22 protein-coding genes are annotated in these 21,994 nt (G+C 62.7%); 12 read left to right on the plus strand and 10 right to left on the minus strand.

Going from position 1 to position 21,994, the window contains the following annotated elements:
• Nucleotides 1–77 precede the first annotated feature (77 nt).
• The 7 genes from D906_RS10285 to D906_RS10315 are packed head-to-tail and all read right to left on the minus strand — an operon-like array spanning nucleotide 78 to nucleotide 6,595.
• On the minus strand, nucleotides 78–1,121 hold the full coding sequence (locus D906_RS10285) for a polyamine ABC transporter substrate-binding protein (RefSeq protein WP_019099336.1): 1,044 nt from the start codon (nucleotides 1,119–1,121) through the stop codon (nucleotides 78–80).
• Nucleotides 1,118–2,254, minus strand: a complete 1,137-nt coding sequence (locus D906_RS10290; protein WP_027615151.1) for an FAD-binding oxidoreductase — start codon at nucleotides 2,252–2,254, stop codon at nucleotides 1,118–1,120. The genes D906_RS10285 and D906_RS10290 overlap by 4 nt, the downstream gene beginning before the upstream one ends.
• Nucleotides 2,251–3,609 (minus strand): NAD(P)/FAD-dependent oxidoreductase, encoded by a 1,359-nt coding sequence (locus D906_RS10295; protein ID WP_019099338.1) that lies wholly within the window; start codon nucleotides 3,607–3,609, stop codon nucleotides 2,251–2,253. The genes D906_RS10290 and D906_RS10295 overlap by 4 nt, the downstream gene beginning before the upstream one ends.
• On the minus strand, nucleotides 3,606–3,896 hold the full coding sequence (locus tag D906_RS10300) for a (2Fe-2S)-binding protein (protein ID WP_016714352.1): 291 nt from the start codon (nucleotides 3,894–3,896) through the stop codon (nucleotides 3,606–3,608). The genes D906_RS10295 and D906_RS10300 overlap by 4 nt, the downstream gene beginning before the upstream one ends.
• 14 nt (nucleotides 3,897–3,910) lie before the next feature.
• On the minus strand, nucleotides 3,911–4,705 hold the full coding sequence (locus tag D906_RS10305; RefSeq protein ID WP_016714351.1) for an ABC transporter permease: 795 nt from the start codon (nucleotides 4,703–4,705) through the stop codon (nucleotides 3,911–3,913).
• 4 nt (nucleotides 4,706–4,709) lie between these two features.
• On the minus strand, nucleotides 4,710–5,579 hold the full coding sequence (locus tag D906_RS10310; protein WP_019099339.1) for an ABC transporter permease: 870 nt from the start codon (nucleotides 5,577–5,579) through the stop codon (nucleotides 4,710–4,712).
• Nucleotides 5,576–6,595, minus strand: a complete 1,020-nt coding sequence (locus D906_RS10315) for an ABC transporter ATP-binding protein (RefSeq protein ID WP_027609040.1) — start codon at nucleotides 6,593–6,595, stop codon at nucleotides 5,576–5,578. The genes D906_RS10310 and D906_RS10315 overlap by 4 nt, the downstream gene beginning before the upstream one ends.
• Nucleotides 6,596–6,844: 249 nt before the next feature.
• Here D906_RS10315 and D906_RS10320 point away from each other — a divergent pair, with 249 nt between their 5' ends.
• The gene (locus tag D906_RS10320; RefSeq protein ID WP_027609039.1) at nucleotides 6,845–7,672 is read left to right on the plus strand and encodes an IclR family transcriptional regulator; all 828 of its coding nucleotides are present in this window, start codon (nucleotides 6,845–6,847) and stop codon (nucleotides 7,670–7,672) included.
• A gap of 3 nt (nucleotides 7,673–7,675) precedes the next feature.
• On the opposite strand, the gene D906_RS10325 is transcribed toward D906_RS10320, so the two are convergent.
• Entirely contained in the window at nucleotides 7,676–9,529 is a 1,854-nt protein-coding gene (locus D906_RS10325; RefSeq protein WP_019099342.1) for an ABC transporter ATP-binding protein, read from the minus strand.
• A gap of 130 nt (nucleotides 9,530–9,659) precedes the next feature.
• The gene (locus D906_RS26600; RefSeq protein ID WP_025753219.1) at nucleotides 9,660–10,001 is read right to left on the minus strand and encodes a hypothetical protein; all 342 of its coding nucleotides are present in this window, start codon (nucleotides 9,999–10,001) and stop codon (nucleotides 9,660–9,662) included.
• Here D906_RS26600 and dapA point away from each other — a divergent pair.
• From dapA to D906_RS10390, 11 genes are all read left to right on the plus strand, one after another.
• The gene (gene dapA / locus D906_RS10330; RefSeq protein WP_025753218.1) at nucleotides 10,000–10,866 is read left to right on the plus strand and encodes a 4-hydroxy-tetrahydrodipicolinate synthase; all 867 of its coding nucleotides are present in this window, start codon (nucleotides 10,000–10,002) and stop codon (nucleotides 10,864–10,866) included. The genes D906_RS26600 and dapA overlap by 2 nt on opposite strands.
• A 186-nt stretch (nucleotides 10,867–11,052) precedes the next feature.
• Nucleotides 11,053–12,096: an aliphatic amidase gene (locus D906_RS10335; protein WP_027609037.1), complete on the plus strand. Its 1,044-nt coding sequence runs from the start codon at nucleotides 11,053–11,055 to the stop codon at nucleotides 12,094–12,096.
• 54 nt (nucleotides 12,097–12,150) lie between these two features.
• On the plus strand, nucleotides 12,151–13,272 hold the full coding sequence (locus D906_RS10340; protein WP_027615152.1) for an AAA family ATPase: 1,122 nt from the start codon (nucleotides 12,151–12,153) through the stop codon (nucleotides 13,270–13,272).
• Between the two features lie 21 nt (nucleotides 13,273–13,293).
• Nucleotides 13,294–14,451: a transporter substrate-binding domain-containing protein gene (locus D906_RS10345; protein ID WP_033694576.1), complete on the plus strand. Its 1,158-nt coding sequence runs from the start codon at nucleotides 13,294–13,296 to the stop codon at nucleotides 14,449–14,451.
• Nucleotides 14,448–15,032, plus strand: coding sequence for an ANTAR domain-containing response regulator (locus D906_RS10350; protein ID WP_027615153.1), 585 nt, complete (start codon nucleotides 14,448–14,450; stop codon nucleotides 15,030–15,032). Before D906_RS10345 ends, D906_RS10350 begins: the two co-directional genes overlap by 4 nt.
• A 12-nt stretch (nucleotides 15,033–15,044) precedes the next feature.
• Nucleotides 15,045–15,557, plus strand: coding sequence for an AmiS/UreI family transporter (locus tag D906_RS10355; protein WP_025753213.1), 513 nt, complete (start codon nucleotides 15,045–15,047; stop codon nucleotides 15,555–15,557).
• A gap of 474 nt (nucleotides 15,558–16,031) precedes the next feature.
• Entirely contained in the window at nucleotides 16,032–16,388 is a 357-nt protein-coding gene (locus D906_RS10360) for a metalloregulator ArsR/SmtB family transcription factor (protein WP_025753212.1), read from the plus strand.
• A gap of 29 nt (nucleotides 16,389–16,417) precedes the next feature.
• Nucleotides 16,418–17,701 carry an arsenic transporter gene (locus tag D906_RS10365; protein WP_019099351.1) on the plus strand — a complete coding sequence of 428 codons (1,284 nt, stop codon included), beginning with the start codon at nucleotides 16,418–16,420 and terminating at the stop codon, nucleotides 17,699–17,701.
• A gap of 14 nt (nucleotides 17,702–17,715) precedes the next feature.
• Complete coding sequence (locus D906_RS10370; RefSeq protein WP_019099352.1) at nucleotides 17,716–18,186, plus strand: arsenate reductase ArsC; 471 nt, start codon at nucleotides 17,716–17,718, stop codon at nucleotides 18,184–18,186.
• A gap of 23 nt (nucleotides 18,187–18,209) precedes the next feature.
• Complete coding sequence (arsH, locus tag D906_RS10375) at nucleotides 18,210–18,923, plus strand: arsenical resistance protein ArsH (RefSeq protein ID WP_025753211.1); 714 nt, start codon at nucleotides 18,210–18,212, stop codon at nucleotides 18,921–18,923.
• Nucleotides 18,924–19,474: 551 nt separating this feature from the next.
• Nucleotides 19,475–19,984, plus strand: a complete 510-nt coding sequence (locus tag D906_RS10390) for a GrpB family protein (protein ID WP_019097707.1) — start codon at nucleotides 19,475–19,477, stop codon at nucleotides 19,982–19,984.
• A 272-nt stretch (nucleotides 19,985–20,256) separates the two neighbouring features.
• Here D906_RS10390 and D906_RS10395 read toward each other — a convergent pair whose 3' ends face one another.
• Nucleotides 20,257–21,945: an NAD(P)H dependent flavin oxidoreductase family protein gene (locus D906_RS10395; protein WP_027615154.1), complete on the minus strand. Its 1,689-nt coding sequence runs from the start codon at nucleotides 21,943–21,945 to the stop codon at nucleotides 20,257–20,259.
• Between the last annotated feature and the right edge of the window lie 49 nt (nucleotides 21,946–21,994).

The raw sequence follows: 21,994 nt of genomic DNA on the forward strand, positions 1-21,994 counted from the left end.
TTACAGATGGCTCAAGCGGGTGGTGCGCCCGCTGGCCGGCATCCGAGGTACCGGCCAGCGGGCCAGGTGGCGTCGGCCTATCGCTCGATCTGGCGATTCCAGCGGGCGTTCCATTCCGGACGTTGGGTATTGACCTGGTCCCAATCGATGGTAACGGCCGTTTGCAGGTAGGTCTGCATGGCCTCGACCTGACCACGGGTCTTGTCGCTGGTCGGGGTGTTGGGGTTGGACGGGATCTGGTCACCTAGCTCCAGAGCCGGAGCCTGCGCTTCGGGGCTCAGCAGGAATTCGGCGAGCTTTTGCGCAAGCTCCGGCTGGTCGTTGTTGGCGGTGACGCATTCGGCCTGGTTGAGCACCACGGCGCCTTCCTTGGGCGCTGCGTACTCCACCGGGATGCCTTTGAGCTTCAGTGCCGTCACTTGGGTGGGGGTGAGCGGGAACAGCGCGGCTTCGTCGGTTTGCACCATTTCCGAGAGCTTGGCCGAGTTGGGGATGTACTCCAGCACGTTCGGGCCAACGTTCTGCTTCCAGGCAGCGAAGCCCGGGTTGACGTCGGTATCGGTGCCGCCGTGCAGGCGGTTGTACATCAGAAAACCGTGCAGGCCGAAGGTGGACGAGGCCATCGACTGGAACACTACCTTGTCTTTGAAGCGCGGGTCGGCCAGGTCATTCCACGAGGTGGGTGCGGCCCAGCCCTTTTCCTTGAACAGGCGGCTGTTGTAGGCCAGCCCGGTTACCCCCAGGCTGACGGCGGCGGCCTTGTCCTTGATCAGGGCTTTTTCCGGCAGCTGGGCCAGGGTTGGGTTGGGCTTGAGCGTGCTGCACAGCCCCATGCCAATGGCGCGGTACATGATGCCGTCATCCAGCACCATCACATGGATCGACGGCTTGTTCGGCGTAGCCTGGACCTTGGCCAGGATGTCGGCCGACGTACCGGGCACGATCACCACCTTTACATCGTTGGCCTTCTCGAACCGGGGCAGGATGTTGTCGCTGAACAGCCGTTCCATGGTGCCACCGTTCATGCCCAGGTACAGCGTGGGTTGGGCCATGGCGGGCAGGCAGGCGAACAGGCCGGGCACGGTGCAGAACAGGGCGAGCAAACGTTGCTTGTGCGTCATGACAGGTTTTCCTTGTGGTGGTGGTTGGGCTGAAAACGGTGGATGGAGAAGGCCGCGAGGCTGATGGCGGGTGTGCCCTGCAGGATGCATTGCGCCAGTGCTTCACCCGCCGCCGGGCCAATCTGGAAACCCGCGCCGGCAAAGCCGAAGCCGTGCAGCAGGCCGGGTCGGTGCAGGCTGGGGCCAAGCACCGGTTCGTCGTCGGGCAGGTAGCCTTCGGTGCCGCTCCAGGTGCGGACGGCCTGGGCACCGGCCAGGGCCGGGTACAGCTCAGTGGCGTTGCGCAATATGTCGAGCACGGCGGCCTGGCCCGGGCGTGCGGTGGTCGGGGTCAGGGCAAAGCCGCGCCCGCCGCCGAGCACGCAGTTGCCACGCGCTACCTGGCGGGCGTAGATACCGCCGCCTTCGACCCCGGTGCTGGCGGTCATGAACAGCGGCAGCGGCTCGGTGACCAGCATGGCCGGGTGGGCGGCGGTGAGTGGCACCGGTTCGCCGAACTGTTCGGCCAGCTGCGCCGACCAGGCGCCGGCGCAGTTCAACAGCCAGGGTGCCTTGAAGCACTGGCCGGTGCTGGTGTGTACGCTGAAGCGCTGGCCGTCGTGGTCCACATCAAGCACGTTGCACTGCTCGTGCACCTCGGCACCGCTGTGCCGGGCTGCCTGGGCGAACGCCGGCGATACAAGGCGAGGGTTGGCGTGGCCATCCTCGGGGCAATACGAGGCACCGACGGCGATGTCGCCCACCCAGGGAAAGCGTTGGCGCAGCTCGCGGCGTTCCAGCAGTTGCAGGCGCAGGTCAAAGGCCTGGGTACGGCGTGCATAGGCCTTCAGGGCATCGAAATCGGTTTCGCTGCGGGCCAGCTTCAGGTGGCCGCTGCGGGCGTACTCGCCGTCGATGCCGATCCATTCGCGCAGCTGCCCCCAAATGGCATGGGCGCGCATCGACAACGGCAGCTGGGCCAGCGAGCGTCCCTGACGGCGCACGCCGCCGTAGTTCACCCCGCTGGAATGCGAACCGCAGAAGTCGCGTTCCAGCAGCGCCACCTGCTGGCCAGCACGGGCCAGGGTCAAGGCAGCGCTGCTGCCGACGATGCCGGCACCCACGATGATGGCGTCCACTTCAAGCAGCCTCATGGCTTTATCTCCAGACCAAAGGGCAGCGGCTTGACCGGTGCCTGGCCGCGCAAGCGCCCGACCTGATCAAGGGGCCGACCGCTTTCGCAGGCAATCAGCTCGGCGGCAGCGGCGCCGCACACACGGCCTTGGCAGCGGCCCATGCCGACCCGGCACATGGCCTTGACCCGGTTGATTTCCCAGTGCCCGGCGCGCACGGTTGCGCGGATTTCCCCGGCGCTGACCTGCTCGCAACGGCACACGGTCAGCAGGTCGGAGGCTTGGCTGGCCCATTGTTCGGGGAACGGGAAGGCTTGCTCCAGGCCCTGACGAAAGCGCTGCAACGTGGCCAAGCGCTTTTCCAGCTGTCGCTGGCGTTGCGGGTTGCCAGGCTTGCCGAGATCGTCCAGCAGCGTCAGGGCTGCCAGTTCACCGGTCATTTCCGCACCATCGGCACCCAGGATGCCGGCACCGTCGCCCGCCAGGTACACGCCGGGGCTGCTGGCGCGGCCCTGGGGGTCACGTACCGGTAGCCAAGCGCGGTTGAGGGTGTTCCAGGCAAACTCGCAGCCCAGCAGGTCGGCCAGCTGGGTTTCGCTGCGCAGGGCGTGGGCGAAGGCCACGGCGTCGCAGGGCAGCTGATGCTGCTGACCGTTGAGTGACCAGCGAACGCCGCTGGCGCGTTGTTCGCCGTCAATGCCGAGCAGGGTTACTCCCTGGTGCACCGGTATGCCTTTGCGGGCAAGCCAGGCGCGGTAGTAAAGGCCTTTGGCAAAGGTGCCCGGCTGCAGCAGCAGGCGTGGCAGGGCACGTACCTGGGCGCTGAACGGCGAGGTGTCGAGCACTGCGCTGACCGTGGCGCCGGCCTTGGCGTACTGATAGGCCACCAGGTACAACAGCGGCCCACTGCCTGCCAGCACCACCCGCTCGCCGATGGCGCAGCCCTGGAACTTCAGGGCAATCTGTGCGGCGCCCAGGGTATAGACCCCAGGCAAGGTCCAGCCGGGGATCGGCAACACGCGGTCGGTGGCGCCGGTGGCGACAATCACCCGGTCGAACGCCAGGCGGTCGGCCAACTCGCCCTGTTGCAAGGTGTCCAGCACCTGCTGCTCGGCGTTCCACACCAAGGTATCCGGGCGGTAGTCGAGTTGCCCGCGCAGTTGCTCAAGGGTGGTATGCACGGCTTGTGCCTTGCCAGCCTCGAAACCGTACAACGCCTTGGCCGACCGGCGAAAGTTGGCTGGCTGCTGGCGGTAGATCTGCCCACCGCCGCGGCTGGCTTCGTCCAACAGCACCGGGCGAACGCCGTGGGCCACCAGGGTTTGCGCGGCGCGGATGCCGGCGGGGCCGGCACCGATGATCACGATTGCAGTCATGGCCGGCGCCCCGGATCGCGGGTGATGCACTGGCCGGCTTCCAGAAAGGTCGAGCAGGCGCGCACCCGGCGCCCATCCTGCAGGCGTACCCAACAGTCCTGGCAGGCACCCATCAGGCAGAAACCGGCGCGCGGCTCGGCGCTGAAATCGCTGCCGCGCAGGTGCGTGGCATTGGTCAGGATAGCGGTCAGCAGGGTGTCGCCGTTCATGCCCTGGGCTGGCTGGCCGTCGAGCAAAAAGGGCAGCGGCTCGCGGTCGTGCTCGGCCACGCGCTTGAACAGGGGCATAGGGGCATTCCTTGTCATTGCTTGCCCACCAGGACGCGGTCCAGGCCGTAAACCCGGTCCAGGGCGACCATGGTCAGGGCGGTGACGGCGATCACCAGTGCCGAAACGGCGGCCATCATCGGGTCGATCGATTCGGTGGCGTACACGTACATGCGCACGGGCAGAGTCTGCGTGGCGGGTGAGGTGACGAAGATCGACAGCGTGACTTCGTCGAAGCTGTTGATGAACGCCAGCAGCCAGCCACCGGCCACCCCCGGCAAGATCATCGGCAGGGTCACTTTGCAGAACAGCGTGACGCGGCCTGCGCCCAGGCTCTGTGCGGCCTGCTCGGCGCTGCGGTCGATGCCAATGGCGGCAGCCAGCACCAGGCGCAGCACGTAGGGTGTAATGACCACCACATGGGCAAACACCAGCCAGGCGAAGCTGCCATTGACCCCAAGCAAGGCGAACAGCCGCAGCAGGGCTACACCCAGCACCAGGTGCGGGATGATGATGGGTGACAGCAGCAGCCCGTTGACAAAGCCCTGGCCCGGGAAGCTGTAGCGGGTCAGCGCCAGGCCAGCGGGTACGGCGATCAGGGTGGCCAGCGAGGCCGCCAGGGCGGCGAGTTTCAGGCTGTTGTAGAACGCGTCAAGGAAGTCGGCGCGCTCGAACACGGCGCTGAACCAGCGCAGCGAGAAGCCGGCGGTGGGCAGGCTCAGGGTGTTTTCCGGGGTGAATGCCACCAGGCACACCACCACCAGCGGGGCGAGCATGAACAGCATCACCAGGGCGTGAAAAGACAGGGCCAGCGGGCCGTTACGGGTCATGGGTTCAAACTCCAAGTGCGCGTTTGTAGCGGCGTTCCACCAGCCGGTTCCAGCTGAGCATCACCAGCAGGTTGATCAGCAGCAGGGCGACCGCGATGGTGGCGCCCATCGGCCAGTTCAGTTCGGCCAGGTACTGGTCGTAAATCATGGTGGCGACCATCTTCAGTCGGCGCCCGCCCAGCAGCCCGGGGATGGCGAACGAGCTGGCCGCCAGGCCGAACACGATCAGCGTGCCCGACAGCACGCCCGGCATGATCTGTGGCAGCACGATGCGGCGGAACACCGTCCACTGGCTGGCGCCCAGCGACAGTGCAGCCTGTTCGGCGGCCGGGTCGAGCTTCTGCAACGAGGTCCATACCGGGATGATCATGAACGGCAGCATCACGTGGACCAGGCCGATGATCACCGCGAACGGGGTGTACAACAGCTTTACCGGCTGCCCACCGAGGGCGCTGATGCCTTGGTTGATCAGGCCGTCAGAGCCCAGCAGCAGGCTCCAGCCGAAGGCGCGCACCACCACCGAAATCAGCAGCGGGGTCAGCACCAGGATCAGAAAGATCGAGCGCCACGGCGCGCCCATGCGGCTAAGCACCATGGCCTCGGGGATGCCGATCAGCACGCACAGCAAGGTGACCAGGGCGCTGATCCAGAAGGTGCGGAAGAAAATCTCGTAGTAATAGGTGTCGGTCACCAGGCTCAGGTAATGGCTGAGGGTGTACTGGCCGGCCTGGATGCCGCTGGTGTAGTCGAACGCGTTGAACGACAGCAGCACGGTCAGCCCCAGCGGCATCACCAGCAAGGCCAGGAACAACAGCAGGGCCGGGCTGCTCAGGCCGTAGCCCCAGGCATTGTTGCGCAGTTTTGCCGTACTCATGCCGCCACCTCGGCCGCATTCAGCACCCGCAGCAGGGCATCGTTCCAGTCCAGGCCAACCGGCGCACCTTCGTCCAGCGGCGCGCTGCCATCGTTGGCGCGGACCACGGCCAGGTTGCCCAGGGCAGTATCAACGCGGTACAGCCACTGGCTGCCGAGGAAGTAGCGGCAGCTGATGCGCCCTGCCAGTTTGCCGCTGCCCGCCGGGCCGAGGCTGATCTTTTCCGGGCGCAGGCTGAGGGTGAGCGGCCCCTGGGGCGCTGCCTGCGGTTGGCCGCCGGGGCCGGTGACACCACGCAGGCGGTTGGCCTTGCCGACAAAGTCGGAAATGAACGGTGTGCCCGGGTGTTCGTAGAGACGGTAAGGGTCATCGACCTGGGTGATGCGCCCGGCTTCCATCACCACCACCCGGTCGCTGATCGACAAGGCTTCGGCCTGGTCGTGGGTGACCATCAACGTGGTAATGCCGACTTCATTCTGGATACGGCAGATCTCGAACTGCATTTCTTCACGCAGGTGTGCGTCCAGGTTGGACAGCGGCTCGTCCAGCAGCAGCACGGGCGGTTCGATCACCAGCGCGCGTGCCAGTGCCACGCGCTGGCGCTGGCCGCCGGACAATTCCCGTGGGTAGCGGTCGGCATGCTTGTCCAGGCGCACCAGCGCCAACGCCTGGTCGACGCGGCGGGCGACGTCGGCATTGACCACCTTGCGCATGCGCAGGCCAAAGGCAACGTTGTCGCGCACGGTCATGTGCGGGAACAGCGCGTAGCTCTGGAACACCACGCCCAGGCCGCGGCTGGCTGGTTTGGCGTGGGTGATGTCGCGGCCATCGAGCACGATGCGGCCACTGGTGACCTCGACGAAGCCGGCAATCATCTGCAGGGTGGTGGTCTTGCCGCAGCCGGAAGGGCCGAGCAGGGAGACAAACTCGCCTTTTTCGATGGCCAGTGACGAACTGGCCACGGCCTCCGTGGCGCCATAGCGCTTGCAGAGTTTGTCGATCAACAGAAAGGTCATGGCTGTGCTCCATCGCAAACGGAACCGGGATGAACCGGCAGTTTCAGGGTGGGCAGAGCGCCAGCGGCGAAAAGCAATGCTTTTACGGACGTTGGCGCTCGCTTCTGTGGCGGCGGCCGATGTTGTGATATCGCCCTATGGACCGGAGAGTAGGGCAATGATTAGGATGGCGACAAAGGGTAATTTCACTGAGTGACAGCTATTTTGAAATTATTCCACTCAATGAAATTTGAAAGGGTTTAGCGAAAAATGGATTCCGATAAACGAAATGAGCAAGCCAGGGAAGTGGGTGTCAGTGCCGTGTCCCGTTTGTTCGCCGTGTTGCGTGCGCTGGGTGATTGCGGTGGCGAGGGCGAGAAGGTCAGCCAGCTGGCCCAGCGGGTTGGCCTGGCACAGCCCACCACACACCGGTTACTGCGCAGCCTGATCGAAGAGGGCATGGTCGACCAGTGTGCGACCACCAAGCGCTACCGCCTGAGCCTGGATTTCTTTGCCCTGGCGGCCAAGGCCGGGCAGGCCGGCAATTTGCGCGATGTGGTGCGCCCCAGCCTGTTGCGGCTGTCGGCTTCGCTGGGGGATTCGCTGTTTCTGCTGGCGCGTTCGGGGTTTGACGCCGTGTGCCTGGACCGCAGCGAAGGGCCTTACCCGATCCGCACCTTTACCGGCGACATCGGCGGCCGTGTGGCGTTGGGCGTGGGGCAGGGCAGCCTGGCCATTCTGGCTTTCCTGCCTGAGGAAGAACGTGACGAGGTGATCCGTTACAACCTGCCGCGGCTCAAGGATTTTCACCATTACGACGAAGTGCTGCTGCGTGCCGAAATCGACAATGTGCGCAGCCTGGGGTATGCCGGGCGCAATACCGGGGTACTCGACGGCATGGCCGGCCTGGCTGTGCCGATTCTCGACCGCAACGGCCACGCTGTGGCTGCGCTGAGCGTGGCGACCATCAGCGACCGCCTTGGGCCTAACCGCATGCCGACTGTGGTGGCCTTGCTCAAGCGTGAGGCGGCGGCGATCGGCGAGCGGGTGAACCCGTTCGACCCGGTGCTGCGCCGCCCCTCGCATGTGTTTGGCTAAGGCCTATTCCACCGCCTCGGCCACTCCTTGGTCCTCACCCAGGAACCCGCCGCTCTGGTGTTGCCACAGCCGGGCATAGGTGCCCTTTTTCGCCAGCAACTCAGCGTGGGTACCTTGCTCGATGATGCGGCCTTCATCCATCACGATCAGACGGTCCATGGCCGCAATCGTCGACAGCCGGTGGGCGATGGCGATGACGGTTTTGCCTTGCATCATTTCATCCAGGCTTTCCTGAATGGCCACTTCCACTTCCGAGTCCAGCGCGCTGGTGGCTTCGTCCAGCAGCAGGATCGGTGCGTTCTTCAGCATCACTCGGGCAATGGCGATGCGCTGGCGCTGACCGCCGGACAGCTTGATACCGCGTTCACCCACCAGTGTGTCGTAGCCACTGCGGCCTTGGCGGTCACTGAGCTGGCTGATGAACCCATCGGCCTGGGCATTGACCGCAGCAGCGCGGATCTGCGCTTCGGTGGCATCCGGGCGGCCGTAGGCGATGTTGTCGCGGATCGAGCGGTGTAGCAGCGAAGTGTCTTGTGTGACCATGCCGATGGCGCTGCGCAGGCTGTCCTGGGTGACCTTGGCGACGTCCTGCCCATCAATGCGGATGACACCGCTGTCCACGTCATAGAAGCGCAGCAGCAAGTTGATCAAGGTGGATTTGCCTGCGCCTGAGCGGCCGACCAGCCCGACCTTTTCGCCTGGGCGAATGTGCAGGCTCAGGTCGTTCAACACCTGGCGCTCGCCGTTGTAGTTGAAGCTGACCTTGTCGAACGTTACTGCGCCGCCCTGGGTCACCAGTTCGCCTGCATCGGTTGCATCCTGCACCTTGGGGCCGCGGGTGAGGGTGGCCATGCCGTCCTGCACGGTGCCGATGCTCTCGAACAACGAGGTCATCTGCCACATGATCCAGTGCGACATCCCGTTGATACGCAGGGCCATGGCGGTGATTGCCGCGACTGCACCGGTGCCGACCTGGCCTTGGTGCCACAGCCACAGCGCATAGCCGCCGGAGCCGAAGATCAAGCCCACCACCAGCGCCTGGTTGACGATTTCGAACTGGCTGACCAGGCGCATCTGGCGAAAGCCGGTCTGCTTGAAGTCCTCCATGGCCGCACGGGCGAAGTGCGCTTCGCGCCTGGAGTGCGAGAACAGCTTTACCGTCGTGATGTTGGTGTAGGCATCGGAAACCCGCCCGGTCATCGACGACCGCGCGTTGGCCTGTTCCTGCCCGACCTTGCCCAGGCGCGGCACGAAGTACAGCATCGCCAGCCCGAACAGAGCCAGCCAGGCAATGAACGGCAGCATCAGCTTCAGGGCAAAACCACCCGCCAGGGCGATGATTGCAATGAAATACACGCCGATACCGGGCAGTATTTCGATGACGGTGAACAGCACCTCGCGTACCGCCAAGGCTGTCTGCATCACTTTGGTAGTGACCCGGCCCGAAAACTCGTCAGAGAAGAACGACAAGCTCTGGCGCAGCATCAGCCGGTGAAAGTCCCAGCGCAACCGCAGCGGCAAGTTGATCGCCAGCACTTGGTGCTGAACCATGGTACGCATTGCCACCAGCCCGATGCTGGCCACCAGGACGATACCGATGCCCCACAACACGCGGCTTTCCTCAGCACCTACGGCGCCCCCGGCCTGCCAGTTCGAGAGCAGGTCGACCACCTGGCCGAGGAAGGCAAACAGCCAGGCTTCGTAAACCGATACCCCGGCACTGAGCAGGGCCAGGGCAAGGATATAGCCACGGGCGCCCCGGGTGCAGGCCCACATGAAGCGCAGCAGGCCCACCGGGGGTGGCGGCACTTCGTCAGGGGGGAAGGGGTCGAGCCAGCGTTCAAAAACACGAAACATGTGGGTCTCCGCAAATCAGGTTTTGCTTACCGGGTAACCATACCGCACATCCAGGCATTCGCCTGCCGGCATAACCTTTTCTCATCAAGTCATCGCCCGAAATGTCGCTGTATGCACGGTGAACGAAAGTTCAGGCTTCTGCACTGAGCCGGCTTCGAGCTTTGCGACGCTGCAGCAAGGTCGAGGGTTGACACCCCGCGTGTCGCTCCACCATTATCCAGCCTAATCCACGCAACGGGCTTTCCCCCATGTCCATGTCCAACCACGCCATCATCGCTTCGGGCTTCATTGCCCAGGCAGGCGCGTGCGTTGCCGTTGCCAAGAAATCCAAGAAACAGCCGCTCATCTGACCGAGGCGCGCTGTCTCGTCAGGTGGGCTGACGAGACAGAAGGCGCCAGGTATCCCTGCCAGACCACTTCGGCTCTTCACCCTCTGACGCTGACTTTCGGTCAACATCAGGAGTTTTTGCATGTCGAATTTCCGTGGTATCTGGATCGCCCTCGTCACGCCAATGCGCGCCAATGAAATCGACTTTGCCGCCTTGGAAAAGTTGGTGAAGAAGCTGCTCGAGGACGGCGTGGCCGGTTTTGTGGTGTGCGGTACCACGGGTGAGGCGGCGGCACTGTCCAAGGCCGAGCAGCTGGCGGTGCTGGATGCGGTGCTGGCCTGGGTGGAGCCAGGCAGGGTGGTGATGGGCCTGTCGGGTTACAACCTGCGTGAGCTGCTAGCGTTTCAGGCTGAAGTCCAGCAGCGTGACATTGGCGGGTTGCTAGTCCCCGCACCGTGCTACATCCGCCCTTCGCAGGCCGGTCTCGAAGCCTTCTTCGCCACTGTGGCCGATGCCGCCCGCGTGCCGGTGATCGTATACGACATTCCCTATCGCACGGGCGTGCGCATCGAGCGTGAAACCCTGCGCCGAATCGTGCGCCACCCGCGCATTGCAGCGGTCAAGGATTGCAGCGGCGACAGCGAGACCACCCTGGCCCTGATCGAGGATGGCCATGCCCAGGTGCTGGCCGGTGAAGACCTGCAGATCTTCAACAACCTGTGCCTGGGGGGGGCCGGGGCCATTTCAGCCTCCGCGCACGTGCGCGCCGACCTGTATGTGCGCATGCAGCAGCAGGTCGACAGCGGTGACTGGGTGGCAGCGCGTGGCACGTTCTACCAGTTGCTGCCCTGGATCAAGCTGGCGTTTGCCGAGCCCAACCCGACGGTGGTGAAGGCAGCGTTGCAGTTGCAAAACCTGATGGCAGACGAGCTGCGCGAGCCGATGCAAGCGTGCACGGATACGACCCGGGACAGGCTACAACGCGTGCTGGGCTCACTCGGCGCCTGAAGAGGCAGCAGCTGTTGCCGGGTTGACAAGCCGCCACACCCGACATATACCGTTGGTTGTCAGGAGCTGCGCATCAATGGCGATGCCGCTGCCTCCACCCCGAACCCCCAAGAGCAAATGAGCTCTCTCCGCATGCGGAGAGGGCTTTTTGTCGTCCCTGAAAAATAACAACAAGAGGTGTTCAACATGCGTCATGGTGATATTTCCAGCAGCAACGACACCGTCGGTGTGGCCGTGGTCAACTACAAGATGCCGCGCCTGCATACCCGCGATGAAGTGCTCGAAAACGCGAGGAAGATCGCCGACATCATTGTCGGCATGAAGCAGGGGTTGCCGGGCATGGACCTGGTGATTTTCCCGGAGTACAGCCTGCAGGGCATCATGTACGACCCGGCAGAAATGATGGAAACCGCCGTGGCCGTACCCGGCGTGGAAACCGAAGTGTTCGCCCAGGCCTGCCGCAAGGCCAATGTCTGGGGCGTGTTCTCGCTGACCGGCGAACGCCATGAAGAGCACCCGCGCAAGTCGCCCTACAACACCCTGGTGCTGATCGACAACAACGGCGAGATCGTGCAGAAGTACCGCAAGATCATCCCTTGGTGCCCGATCGAAGGCTGGTACCCCGGCGGCCAGACCTACGTTGCCGATGGCCCCAAGGGCCTGAAAATCAGCATGATCATCTGCGATGACGGCAACTACCCGGAAATCTGGCGCGACTGCGCCATGAAAGGCGCCGAGCTGATCGTGCGTTGCCAGGGCTACATGTATCCGGCCAAGGACCAGCAGGTGCTGATGGCCAAAGCCATGGCCTGGGCCAACAACTGCTACGTGGCAGTGGCCAACGCCGCCGGCTTCGATGGTGTGTATTCCTACTTCGGCCACTCGGCGATCATCGGTTTCGATGGCCGCACCCTGGGCGAGTGTGGTGAAGAGGAAATGGGCATTCAGTACGCCCAGCTGTCGATCTCGCAGATTCGCGATGCGCGGCAGAACGACCAGTCACAAAACCACCTGTACAAGATTCTGCACCGCGGTTACAGCGGCATGCATTTGTCCGGCGACGGTGACCGTGGCATCGCCGAATGCCCGTTCGACTTCTACCGCACCTGGGTGCTGGATGCCGAGAAGGCCCGCGAAAATGTCGAGGCCATTACCCGGCGCACCTCGGGGGTGGCGCAGTGCCCGGTTGGCAACCTTCCCTACGACGCGAAGGAAAAGGAAGCCCGCTAAAGGGCGTGCCCGGCGTGCCTGCGGGCACGCTGTTTCACCGTTGAGGGGAAGACCATGCCGTTCTTGAACGACCTGCTGGAGCAGACGCGCCGCGACGCGTCCTCCAGCGCTGCACTGAATGCCGAAAACTGTCACACGCGGACAATCGTCGAAACCCACCTGCGTAGCGAAGACACCCTGCAGTCGCGATTCCGCTTCGATGTCGCCGCTATCATGCAGGTGTTACGCAGCGAAGTACTGGGCCAGGACGAAGCCCTGCAGGCCATCGAAGATGTGCTCACGGTGGTGCGGGCGGATATTCTCGACCCGCGCCGGCCACTGTTCACGGCGTTGTTCCTCGGCCCGACCGGGGTTGGCAAGACCGAGATCGTGCGCGCCCTGGCCCGCGCACTGCACGGTGATGCCGATGCCTTCTGCCGGGTGGACATGAACACGCTGGCCCAGGAGCACTACGCCGCTGCCCTGACCGGTGCGCCGCCGGGCTATGCTGGCGCCAAGGAGGGCCGCACGCTGTTCGACCAGGCGCTGCTCGACGGCAGCCAGGGGCGCCCGGGGATCGTGCTGTTCGATGAGCTGGAAAAGGCCAGCAAGGAGGTGTCCCAGGCGCTGCTCAATGTGTTCGACAATGGCCTGCTGCGCTTGGCTTCCGGGGAAAAGAGCTTCAATTTCCGCAATACCCTGGTATTCATGACCAGCAACCTGGCGGCAGACGAAATACGCCAGCACCGGCTTGGCCCACTGGCATCGCTGCGGCGTTTGCTGGGGCAGCGGGCAGGGCAACGGGAGCGTTTGCTGGCCGTTGTGCGGCGACGCCTGGTGAAGCGTTTTTCTGCCGAGTTCGTCAACCGCATCGACAGCACCGTGGTGTTCAACGCCATCGAACAGGAAGTGAGCGAGCGCATCGTCGAGCTTGAAGTGTCGCGCCTGAACCGGCGTCTGGCCAAGCATCACTGCCGCCTGCAACTGGATGCGGCAGTGGTCGGCAAGCTGGCCAGCGAAGGGCATGACGTGGAGTTCGGCGCCCGTGCACTCAAGCGGTTCATCCGCCACGAACTGGAGGTGCCGCTGGCCGAGTACCTGCTCGGCAACCGCATCCCCTGCCGGGCCGAAGTGGCCTGCATCACGGTGGCCGGGCACCTCGAGCGCGGGCGTATCCGTTTTTCGGTGCCTACATGATGGCTGCCACAGGACAGTGTGATGAGTAGACAAGACAGGCAATTGAAGGTGGGCTTGCTGTTCGCCGAAAGCGGCGTTACTGCAGCCATCGAGCGCTCGCAGCGCTGCGGTGCGTTGCTGGCGGCAGAACAGGTGAACCGCGAAGGCGGTGTACTTGGCCAGCCGGTGCTGACCCTGGTCGGTGACCCCGGGGGCGACCCGGACCGGTACCGCAACCTGTGCGACGACTATGTGCGCAACCACGGCGTGCGCCTGATGCTCGGCTGCTACATGTCGCATACCCGCAAAGCCGTGATGCCGGTGGTCGAGCGCGCGGATGGCTTGCTGTTCTATCCCACGCCTTACGAGGGTTTCGAGTACTCGCCCAACATCATCTACGGCGGGCCGGCACCCAACCAGAACAGCGCGCCGCTGGCGGCCTACCTGACCCGCCATTATGGTGCCAGGGTCGCCTTCGTCGGCTCGGACTACATCTACCCGCGGGAAAGCAACCACGTCATGCGCCACCTGTACAAGCAGCATGGCGGCGAAGTGGTGGAGGAGGCTTACATGCCACTGTACCCCTCGGCCGATGACCTGGCCCAGGTGGTGGAGCGGGTGGTTCGCGCTGCCCCGGATGTGGTGTTCTCGACCGTGGTCGGTACGGGTACGGCAAGTTTCTATCAGGCATTGGCGCAGCGTTACGGTAATGGTCCTCGGCCGCCCATTGCCAGCCTGACCACCAGTGAGGCCGAAATCGCCGAGATGGGCGCCAAGGTGGCCTGTGGCAACATCGTCGTGGCGCCGTATTTCACCAGTGTCGACTCGCCACAAAGCCACGCGTTCGTCAGCGCGTGTCGGGCGTTTTTCCCTGCTGATGTGCGCATCACCGCCTGGGCCGAGGCCGCCTACAGCCAGATGCGCATGTTGTGCCAGGCGGTGAATGCCACCGGCAGCCTGGAGGTGGAGGTGATCCGCAATCACCTGTACCACGCCAGCTTGGACAGCCCCCAGGGCAGGGTGCATGTGGAGCAGCAGAACAACCATTCGCACCTGTTCGCGCGCATAGGCGAGATCGATGCGAGCGGGCAGATCTGCATCAAATGGCAGTCGCCAGTGGCTATCCGCCCCGACCCCTATGTGGTAGTGCACAACCTCGATGACTGGACGGCGAGCATGGCGGGAGGCGGCCCCTCATGAGCACCTCGAACATCCTGAATACGCTGCGTGAGCTGCATGTCGGCATTGTTTGCCCGCCCAGTGAAATCACCGATGCCCTGGTGTTGCAACTGATGCGCATCGGTTGTTCGGTAAAGCAGTACTGGCCACCGCCCAAGGCGTTCGACACCCACACCGACCTGGTGTTTTGCGGGGTGTTCGAAGGGCGCCACCATGGCGAACTGGGCAAGCTGCTGGCCCAGGGCGGGGTTCGCCTGACCGCTGTCGCGCTGGTTGAGTATGAAAGCCCGACCATTCTCTCGCAGATTCTGGAGCTGGGGTGCCATGGCGTGATCGTGCTGCCGCTGGACAGCCACAAGGTGCTGCCTGCGCTGGTGTGCGCCAGAAGCAATAGCGAAGCCCACGCCCGTTTGATGCAGAAAAACGCCCAGTTACAGGAGCGCCTGGAACACCAGGCCGACATCAACAAGGCCAAGGTCCTGCTGATGGCGGCTCAGGGCTGGCAGGAGCCTGAAGCCCATGCCTACCTGTCGAAAGAGGCAATGAAACAGCGGTTGTCGATGTTGGAAATGGCAAGAAAAACCCTAGAACAATTCGAATGAGAAGAGGTTGCCATGTTGTACGGACTGGTTCTGCTGTATGTGGGTGCGGTGTTGTTCATCAACGGCATCTGGCTGATGGGGCGTATCACCGACCGTGAAGTGGCGGTGATCAACCTGTTTGTCGGGTTGCTCAGCCTGTTGGTGGCGGTCTACCTGATTTTCGTGGTGGGGGCGGCCGAAGGCATCAAGGCGGGTGCCTTGACCATCCTGTTCGCCTTTACCTACCTGTGGGTGGCCGCCAACCAGTTGTTGCAGGTCGATGGCCGCGGGTTGGGCTGGTTCTGCCTGTTCGTCAGCGTGACAGCGCTGGTGGTGACAGTCAGCTCCATCCCGGGCGCCGAGGGCCTGATGAAGGTGTGGGATGTGCTGAACTGGGCCGCGTGGACGGTGTTGTGGTTCAGTTTTTTCCTGTTGTTGGCCTTGGCCAGGAAAATCCAGCGGCTGGTGGCGGTGATGACCCTGGTATGCGCGATCTTCACCGCGTGGGTGCCTGGGTTGCTGATCCTGTGGCAGCAGATGGGCTAAGGGCAACACTATCGCCCTGAAACAGGGCCCGATTCCTGTAGGAGCGGGTAAACCCGCTACTACAGGTCTCAGCCTTCAGAGGCTGCCTCATGGGTGAGGTGCGACTCACGAGATTCACAACCCGAAGAAAACCGTTCCGCTGGGCATGGTGCCTCTGGTGCTTGCGGGTCCGGTGATATCCCACCTTCGGGCTGCAAAAGGTCTTGGGTCGGCAAGCCCGCTGCAGTCAGATGCTCAGCCAGGCCTTGGATTTGATCGGTACCAAGCAACCGGACAGAGATATCAGGCTGGTTCATTGGAGAGTCTGGGGATGGTGTCAACGGCCAGTATAGGGCCCAGAGCGCGGGCATTTTCCGGTTTTTATGACGTCCCGTAAGGCGAGTCGATTGTAAATATCTGCTTTACCGCATATTTGAATCGTCATATATTCGGTTTTCCAGATATTGGCCGTACACGCATTTCCCAGGAGGTCACATGCGGGAAACACTGACACCCCCCATCGTTTTCAAATGCCTGGCTGATGACACCCGGGCCCGGATGACCCTGCTGATCGCCCGTGAAGGCGAACTCTGTGTCTGCGAACTTACCCACGCGCTGGAACTGAGCCAGCCGAAGATCTCCCGGCACCTGGCCCAGTTGCGCGAGGCTGGAATCCTGATGGATCGCCGCAAGGGTCAGTGGGTGTACTACCGACTGCACCCCGAACTGCCGCAGTGGGTGGACGCGATACTGAAGGGCGTTGTCGAAGCCAACCAGGAATGGTTGAGCCCCGATGCATTGCGCCTTGCCGAAATGGGCGAGCGGCCGCAGAGCCCTGTTGCCTGTGCTTAAGACTTCCCTTCGCTGATTGAGTTGTAGCCATGCTGATCGCATTTTTGATTTTCCTGGTGACGATCGTTCTCGTCATCTGGCAGCCCAAAGGCCTGGGCGTGGGCTGGAGCGCCGCACTGGGGGCCGTCGTGGCACTGCTGGCGGGCGTCGTGAGCCTGTCCGATATCCCCGTGGTCTGGCAGATCGTCTGGAACGCTACCGCCACTTTCATCGCCGTCATCATCATCAGCCTGCTGCTGGATGAGGCGGGGTTCTTCGAGTGGGCGGCATTGCACGTGGCCCGCTGGGGCAATGGCAGCAGCCGCAAGCTGTTCGCCTTCATCATCCTGCTGGGCGCCGCCGTCTCGGCGCTGTTCGCTAACGACGGTGCGGCACTGATCCTGACCCCGATCGTCATCGCCATGCTGCTGGCCCTGCGCTTCTCCCCGGCGGCGACGCTGGCATTCGTCATGGCGGCGGGCTTCATCGCCGATACCGCGAGCTTGCCGCTGGTGGTATCCAACCTGGTGAACATCGTTTCCGCCGACTACTTTGGCATTGGCTTCAGCGAGTACGCTTCGGTCATGGTGCCGGTGAACCTGGTCAGCATCGCCGCCACGTTGGGCATGCTGCTGTGGTTCTTCCGCAAGGACCTGCCGCGTACCTATGAACTCGACCAACTGAAGGCTCCCGAAGCCGCTATCCGCGACAAGGCGACGTTCGTTGCCGGCTGGTGGGTGCTTGCGCTGTTGCTGGTCGGCTTCTTCGCCATCGAGCCGCTGGGTGTACCGATCAGCGCCATCGCTGCTGCCTGTGCGCTGATCCTCTACCTGATCGCAGCGCGCGGGCACGTTATTTCTACCCGTAAGGTGCTCAAGGACGCGCCTTGGCAGGTCGTGGTGTTCTCACTTGGCATGTACCTCGTGGTCTATGGCCTGCGTAACGCCGGCCTCACCGAGTACCTGACGCAGATCCTCAATGTCTTCGCCGGCTATGGGATCTGGGGCGCATCCCTCGGGACGGGGCTGCTCGCCGCTGGCCTGTCGTCGGTCATGAACAACATGCCCACCGTGCTGGTAGGGGCCTTGTCGATCCATTCTGCCGAAGCCACCGGCATTGTGCGCGAGGCCATGATCTACGCCAACGTCATCGGCTGTGACCTCGGTCCGAAAATCACCCCCATCGGCAGCCTGGCCACCTTGCTGTGGCTGCACGTGCTGGCCCGCAAGAACATCGTCATCACCTGGGGTTACTACTTCCGCACCGGCATCGTCCTGACGCTGCCGATCCTACTTGCCACCTTGGCCGCATTGGCCATCCGCCTGAGCTTTTGAACCGGAGATACCTGATGAAAGTCTTGTTCATGTGCACCCACAACAGCTGCCGCAGCATTCTGTCCGAGGCGCTGTTCAATCATCTGGCCCCCGAGGGTATGGATGCTGTGAGCTCGGGCAGCTTCCCAAGCGGCAAGGTCAATGAGCGGGCACTGAAAACCTTGGAAGCCGCCGGTATCCCCACCGCTGGTCTTTCAAGCAAGGCCTCGGATGCCTTCGAGAGCTCTCCTCCCGACATCGTTGTCACCGTGTGCGACCGCGCTGCTGGCGAAGCCTGCCCGATCTTCTTCGGTCCATCGCTCAAAGCCCACTGGGGCCTGGCCGACCCTTCGGCGGTCACCGGGAGTGAGGCAGAAATCGAAGAAGCCTTCCAGACCACACTGGCGAAGATCGATGAGCGCGTGCGCGCCTTCATTGCGCTGCCTTTCTCGCAACTGAGCCAAGCTGAACTGAAAGCCGAACTTGCCCGCATCGGCGCGCTGTAGGCCCTGGATTGATGGAGACCGAAATGAACGACCACCTGCCAAATGTCCAACCAGACCTGATTGATCTGCCGTCGCTTGAGCGCCTGGCGCCGAAGGATCCTTCCACACACAAACCGCGCATCCTGCTGCTGTACGGATCGACCCGCGAACGCTCATTCAGCCGCTTGATGGTCCAGGAAGCTGCGCGCCTGCTGGAAGAGTTCGGCGCCGAAACCCGTATTTTCGACCCTTCCGGCCTGCCGCTGCCGGATGACGCCCCGGACTCCCACGAGAAGGTGCTGGAACTCCGCGCGCTGATGCAGTGGTCCGAGGGCCAGGTGTGGTGCTCACCCGAGCGGCACGGCTCAATGAGTGCTGTCTTCAAGGCGCAGATCGATTGGGTACCGCTGGCCATGGGCGCCGTTCGCCCGACCCAGGGCAAGACCCTCGCCGTGATGCAGGTTTGCGGTGGCTCGCAGTCTTTTAACGTGGTGAACCAACTGCGTGTGCTTGGCCGCTGGATGCGTATGTTTACCATCCCGAACCAGTCGTCGGTGCCGAAAGCCTTCCTGGAGTTCGATGAGGCCGGGCGCATGAAGCCGTCTTCTTTCTACGATCGACTGGTCGACGTGATGGAGGAATTGACCAAGTTCACGCTGCTGCTGCGTGATCGCCAGGATTATTTGGTAGATCGCTACTCCGAGCGCAAAGAGTCGGCGGAAGAACTATCCAAGAGAGTCAATATCCGGTCTATTTGAGGTCATGAGCATGTCGTATTCTTACTCATTGAAATCGTTGCCCCACACTCCGGGTGAACTGATTTTTACACCTTGTCCGGGCACGCCGTGGCGATGGTTACCCTGATGTCGGATACAGAACTTCAGTAAAACGGCATTGGCGGCGCCTGGGTTTCCAGCACATCGGTACTTTTGCGCAGGTCGGATTCAAGCTCGATGCTTGGCATGGTGTGGGGTATTGGCGGTTTTTGATTTCGCAGACGAAGGCCTTCGCACCGAGGCTCCAATGAGCTTCCTATCTCAAATCCCAAGGCCACGTTAGAGCGTCCCAGTGGGTTTAGCTGTCTTGCGCGAAAGGCAGCTATGGGTCGATAGCTGCCGGTCGTGAATGACCGCTATCGACCCATAGCGGACATTGGCTGCGAGCCACTGATATTTCGGTTGAGCGTTAATGCGAAAGGTGCGACAACGCCTGGATGACTTTTACCGTCATTTTTCAATGCTGATCGTCCCCGTCAACCTGCAAGATGAGATAATTCGCTACTTCAAGTATTTGCCATCAAGGAACGGACATGGCACTGACCAGCAAGATCGCTCTCTACAACCCCGCATGGCCCCTCCAATTTCTGGCAGACAAGTCACTCATCGCTTCGGCCTTTGGCGATGAACTGGTTGCCATACACCACGTTGGAAGCACTTCTGTTCCAGGTCTCGCGGCGAAGCCCGAGATCGATGTACTCATCGAGGTCCGCGATCATTGCAATGTCTCGGCGCGAGACGAGGTGTTAAAGGATTTGGGGTATGTTCGAGGAAGTGACCTATCGGAAGGGCATTATTTTTACCGACGAAATGTGGATGGGATCCGCACGCACAAGCTCCACGTTTGTTCCCGCGACCACATTTCGATCACTCAGATGCTTGGGTTCAGAGATTTGCTCAGGAGCGATGCCTCGATCCGCCAGCAGTATGAAGCGCTGAAGCTTCAGTTGGAGTCGAGCAATACTGGTGGAATGGCTGAATATCTTGATAAAAAGGGACCATTCATTACCGCCGCGCTCATGAACGCTGGTATCCATGGTTGAATGATCGTTGGGCCGCAAGGGAACTCCATTTTAGAATGTCCACTATGGGTCGAAAGCAGCCGTTCACGCGTGTCCGCTTTCGCCCTTGGCAGGCATAGCGTTCGCTGCTGATTTGGGCACTTCAGTAGGTCTAAACCCATCAGAGCCAACAACCCTTGAGATTGCGCCTTGCGTTGGCGCAGACTCGATCAGCCCGGTCATGGCTTGGGCCACAGGCATGCCGAAGGGGTTGCGCGCCTGATTGACGCGCACCTTGCCTCCTGACGGTCGTTTCAAGCTGCCGTAGCCACGACTGGCCTAGCCTCGCCAATCAGGATGTCTTCAAAAAACGCCCCGACGGGTTCGGTAGGGTGGCACAACTGTATTTCCAGTACCCATACCACCTCGCTAGGGACGATCTCTATCTCGGCCAGTTTGTCCTGCCCATAAAGCACATGGGGGAAATCGGCGATGCGGTGCCCGGCCAGGTTGCGCTCGAGCTGCCAGCCTTTGGCCTGGGCACTGCGCTCGGCGAAGTCATACAGTTCGCGCCCCGTCAGCCCACGCCCCCAGGCCTGACGGGTTTCGTCGAACACGTCATGCAATGCCTTGACGCAGGCGTGGTGCAGTGCGTGCTCGCCGAACACGAAGGTGTCCCCATAGTCACCTTCGTAGCCATCCCAGACCGGGCCGACGTCGACCACGACGATATCCGTAGTGCGTAGTACGCGTTGAAGATCAATACCTTGCCGGGGGGTACGCACGGTGTCATCACCGAAGCGGATGTAGGTGGGGTGCCAGGTGTGCGATGCGCCCATGGCCTGCAGGGTTTGTGCGGCCATCTCAAGCGCCTGGGCAGTGGTCATGCCGACCTGCAGTTGGCTGGCAATCGCGGCCACGGCCCGTACCGACTGCTCGCGGGCTGCAAGCATGCCGTCCAGCGAATAGCGCGGGCCGACCTTTTCCAGCTCTGGGTGCAGTGTACTGGCCGATGAGGCCTGCGCTGCCGGTGTGCCACTGGCGACGAAGGCTTCGGCGACAAAACGATGGGGGTGTACGCCTGCGGCAATGCAGTGTTCGCGGGCCTGGCTGATCATTGTGGCATTTCCGCAGGCGTAGACCTGGGTATCGGCCCAGCGATGCGGGTGGGCCAGCGCGGCCTGCTGCACTTGCGCCTGGTCCGAGCGTATCGGGTACCAGCGAAAGTGAGGGTGCGCACGGCTGGCCTGTTCGAGAAAATCATGGTCGTAGAAATCCGCTTGCGATGAACCGCCCCAATACAGCGTGACCTCGGCATCGCGGGCCAAGGCAGTCAGCAGCAGGGGCTTGATACCGGCATACCCTGTGCCGGTGGCGAACAGCACCAACGGGTGTTGGTCCTCGTGTTGCCAGGTGCACGCGCCCAGTGGGCCTTCGAGCGTTACTGAAGCACCTGCTTGCAGGGCGGGCAGCACGCCTTCGGAGAACAGGCCACCGCTGACCTTGCGAATGTGAAACACCAGTTGCCCCTGTTCCAGGGCCGGCAGGTTGGCAATGGAGAAACAGCGGCTGTCGCCATTGCCCAGCTGGAACCGCACATACTGGCCAGCCCGAACATCCAGTGGCTGGGCAGGCTGCAGCACGAGCTCGACGATATCTGTGCTCAGCGCGCGCTGGCCAACAACCTGGGCGCCGACTTCCAGTGCCGGGGTATCCAGTGACCAGCCGGGTATCTCCAGGCGCATGTCGCTGCAGGCGTGGCTCTGGCACAGCAGCATCTCGTCGGCAGCCAGGGGATAGGAGGGGGCCGGTGTGTCCGCCTCTCGCTGCTTGTCGTGATACTGCCCCGACACCACCTTGACCTTGCACGAGCCACAGGCGCCTCGGCGGCAGGAGAAAGGTACCGGCAGGCCGCTGGCGAGCATGGCATCGAGCAGCAATTCGTGGCTGGCTTCGAACGTTTTGCCCGAGGGTGACAATTCAATGACGTGGCGGCTTTGCATGAACACCTCGGCTCAAATGGAGCTTCCGATTGTTGCTATAGTCCAGGAC

Origin of the sequence: Pseudomonas sp. LAIL14HWK12:I1, assembly GCF_003202095.1 — a bacterium.
Classification (GTDB): Bacteria; Pseudomonadota; Gammaproteobacteria; order Pseudomonadales; family Pseudomonadaceae; genus Aquipseudomonas; species Aquipseudomonas monteilii.

Excerpts from the sequence above, each read along its gene's own strand:
- D906_RS10295 (WP_019099338.1), bottom strand. The coding sequence starts at position 3,609 with ATGACTGCAATCGTGATCATCGGTGCCGGCCCCGCCGGCATCCGCGCC.
- D906_RS26600 (WP_025753219.1), bottom strand. The coding sequence starts at position 10,001 with ATGCAAAAACTCCTGATGTTGACCGAAAGTCAGCGTCAGAGGGTGAAG.
- arsH (WP_025753211.1), top strand. The coding sequence starts at position 18,210 with ATGAACGACCACCTGCCAAATGTCCAACCAGACCTGATTGATCTGCCG.
- D906_RS10370 (WP_019099352.1), top strand. The coding sequence starts at position 17,716 with ATGAAAGTCTTGTTCATGTGCACCCACAACAGCTGCCGCAGCATTCTG.
- D906_RS10285 (WP_019099336.1), bottom strand. The coding sequence starts at position 1,121 with ATGACGCACAAGCAACGTTTGCTCGCCCTGTTCTGCACCGTGCCCGGC.
- D906_RS10335 (WP_027609037.1), top strand. The coding sequence starts at position 11,053 with ATGCGTCATGGTGATATTTCCAGCAGCAACGACACCGTCGGTGTGGCC.
- D906_RS10345 (WP_033694576.1), top strand. The coding sequence starts at position 13,294 with ATGAGTAGACAAGACAGGCAATTGAAGGTGGGCTTGCTGTTCGCCGAA.
- dapA (WP_025753218.1), top strand. The coding sequence starts at position 10,000 with ATGTCGAATTTCCGTGGTATCTGGATCGCCCTCGTCACGCCAATGCGC.
- D906_RS10305 (WP_016714351.1), bottom strand. The coding sequence starts at position 4,705 with ATGACCCGTAACGGCCCGCTGGCCCTGTCTTTTCACGCCCTGGTGATG.
- D906_RS10315 (WP_027609040.1), bottom strand. The coding sequence starts at position 6,595 with ATGACCTTTCTGTTGATCGACAAACTCTGCAAGCGCTATGGCGCCACG.
- D906_RS10325 (WP_019099342.1), bottom strand. The coding sequence starts at position 9,529 with ATGTTTCGTGTTTTTGAACGCTGGCTCGACCCCTTCCCCCCTGACGAA.
- D906_RS10300 (WP_016714352.1), bottom strand. The coding sequence starts at position 3,896 with ATGCCCCTGTTCAAGCGCGTGGCCGAGCACGACCGCGAGCCGCTGCCC.
- D906_RS10340 (WP_027615152.1), top strand. The coding sequence starts at position 12,151 with ATGCCGTTCTTGAACGACCTGCTGGAGCAGACGCGCCGCGACGCGTCC.
- D906_RS10350 (WP_027615153.1), top strand. The coding sequence starts at position 14,448 with ATGAGCACCTCGAACATCCTGAATACGCTGCGTGAGCTGCATGTCGGC.
- D906_RS10290 (WP_027615151.1), bottom strand. The coding sequence starts at position 2,254 with ATGAGGCTGCTTGAAGTGGACGCCATCATCGTGGGTGCCGGCATCGTC.
- D906_RS10365 (WP_019099351.1), top strand. The coding sequence starts at position 16,418 with ATGCTGATCGCATTTTTGATTTTCCTGGTGACGATCGTTCTCGTCATC.
- D906_RS10310 (WP_019099339.1), bottom strand. The coding sequence starts at position 5,579 with ATGAGTACGGCAAAACTGCGCAACAATGCCTGGGGCTACGGCCTGAGC.
- D906_RS10355 (WP_025753213.1), top strand. The coding sequence starts at position 15,045 with ATGTTGTACGGACTGGTTCTGCTGTATGTGGGTGCGGTGTTGTTCATC.
- D906_RS10320 (WP_027609039.1), top strand. The coding sequence starts at position 6,845 with ATGGATTCCGATAAACGAAATGAGCAAGCCAGGGAAGTGGGTGTCAGT.
- D906_RS10395 (WP_027615154.1), bottom strand. The coding sequence starts at position 21,945 with ATGCAAAGCCGCCACGTCATTGAATTGTCACCCTCGGGCAAAACGTTC.
- D906_RS10360 (WP_025753212.1), top strand. The coding sequence starts at position 16,032 with ATGCGGGAAACACTGACACCCCCCATCGTTTTCAAATGCCTGGCTGAT.
- D906_RS10390 (WP_019097707.1), top strand. The coding sequence starts at position 19,475 with ATGGCACTGACCAGCAAGATCGCTCTCTACAACCCCGCATGGCCCCTC.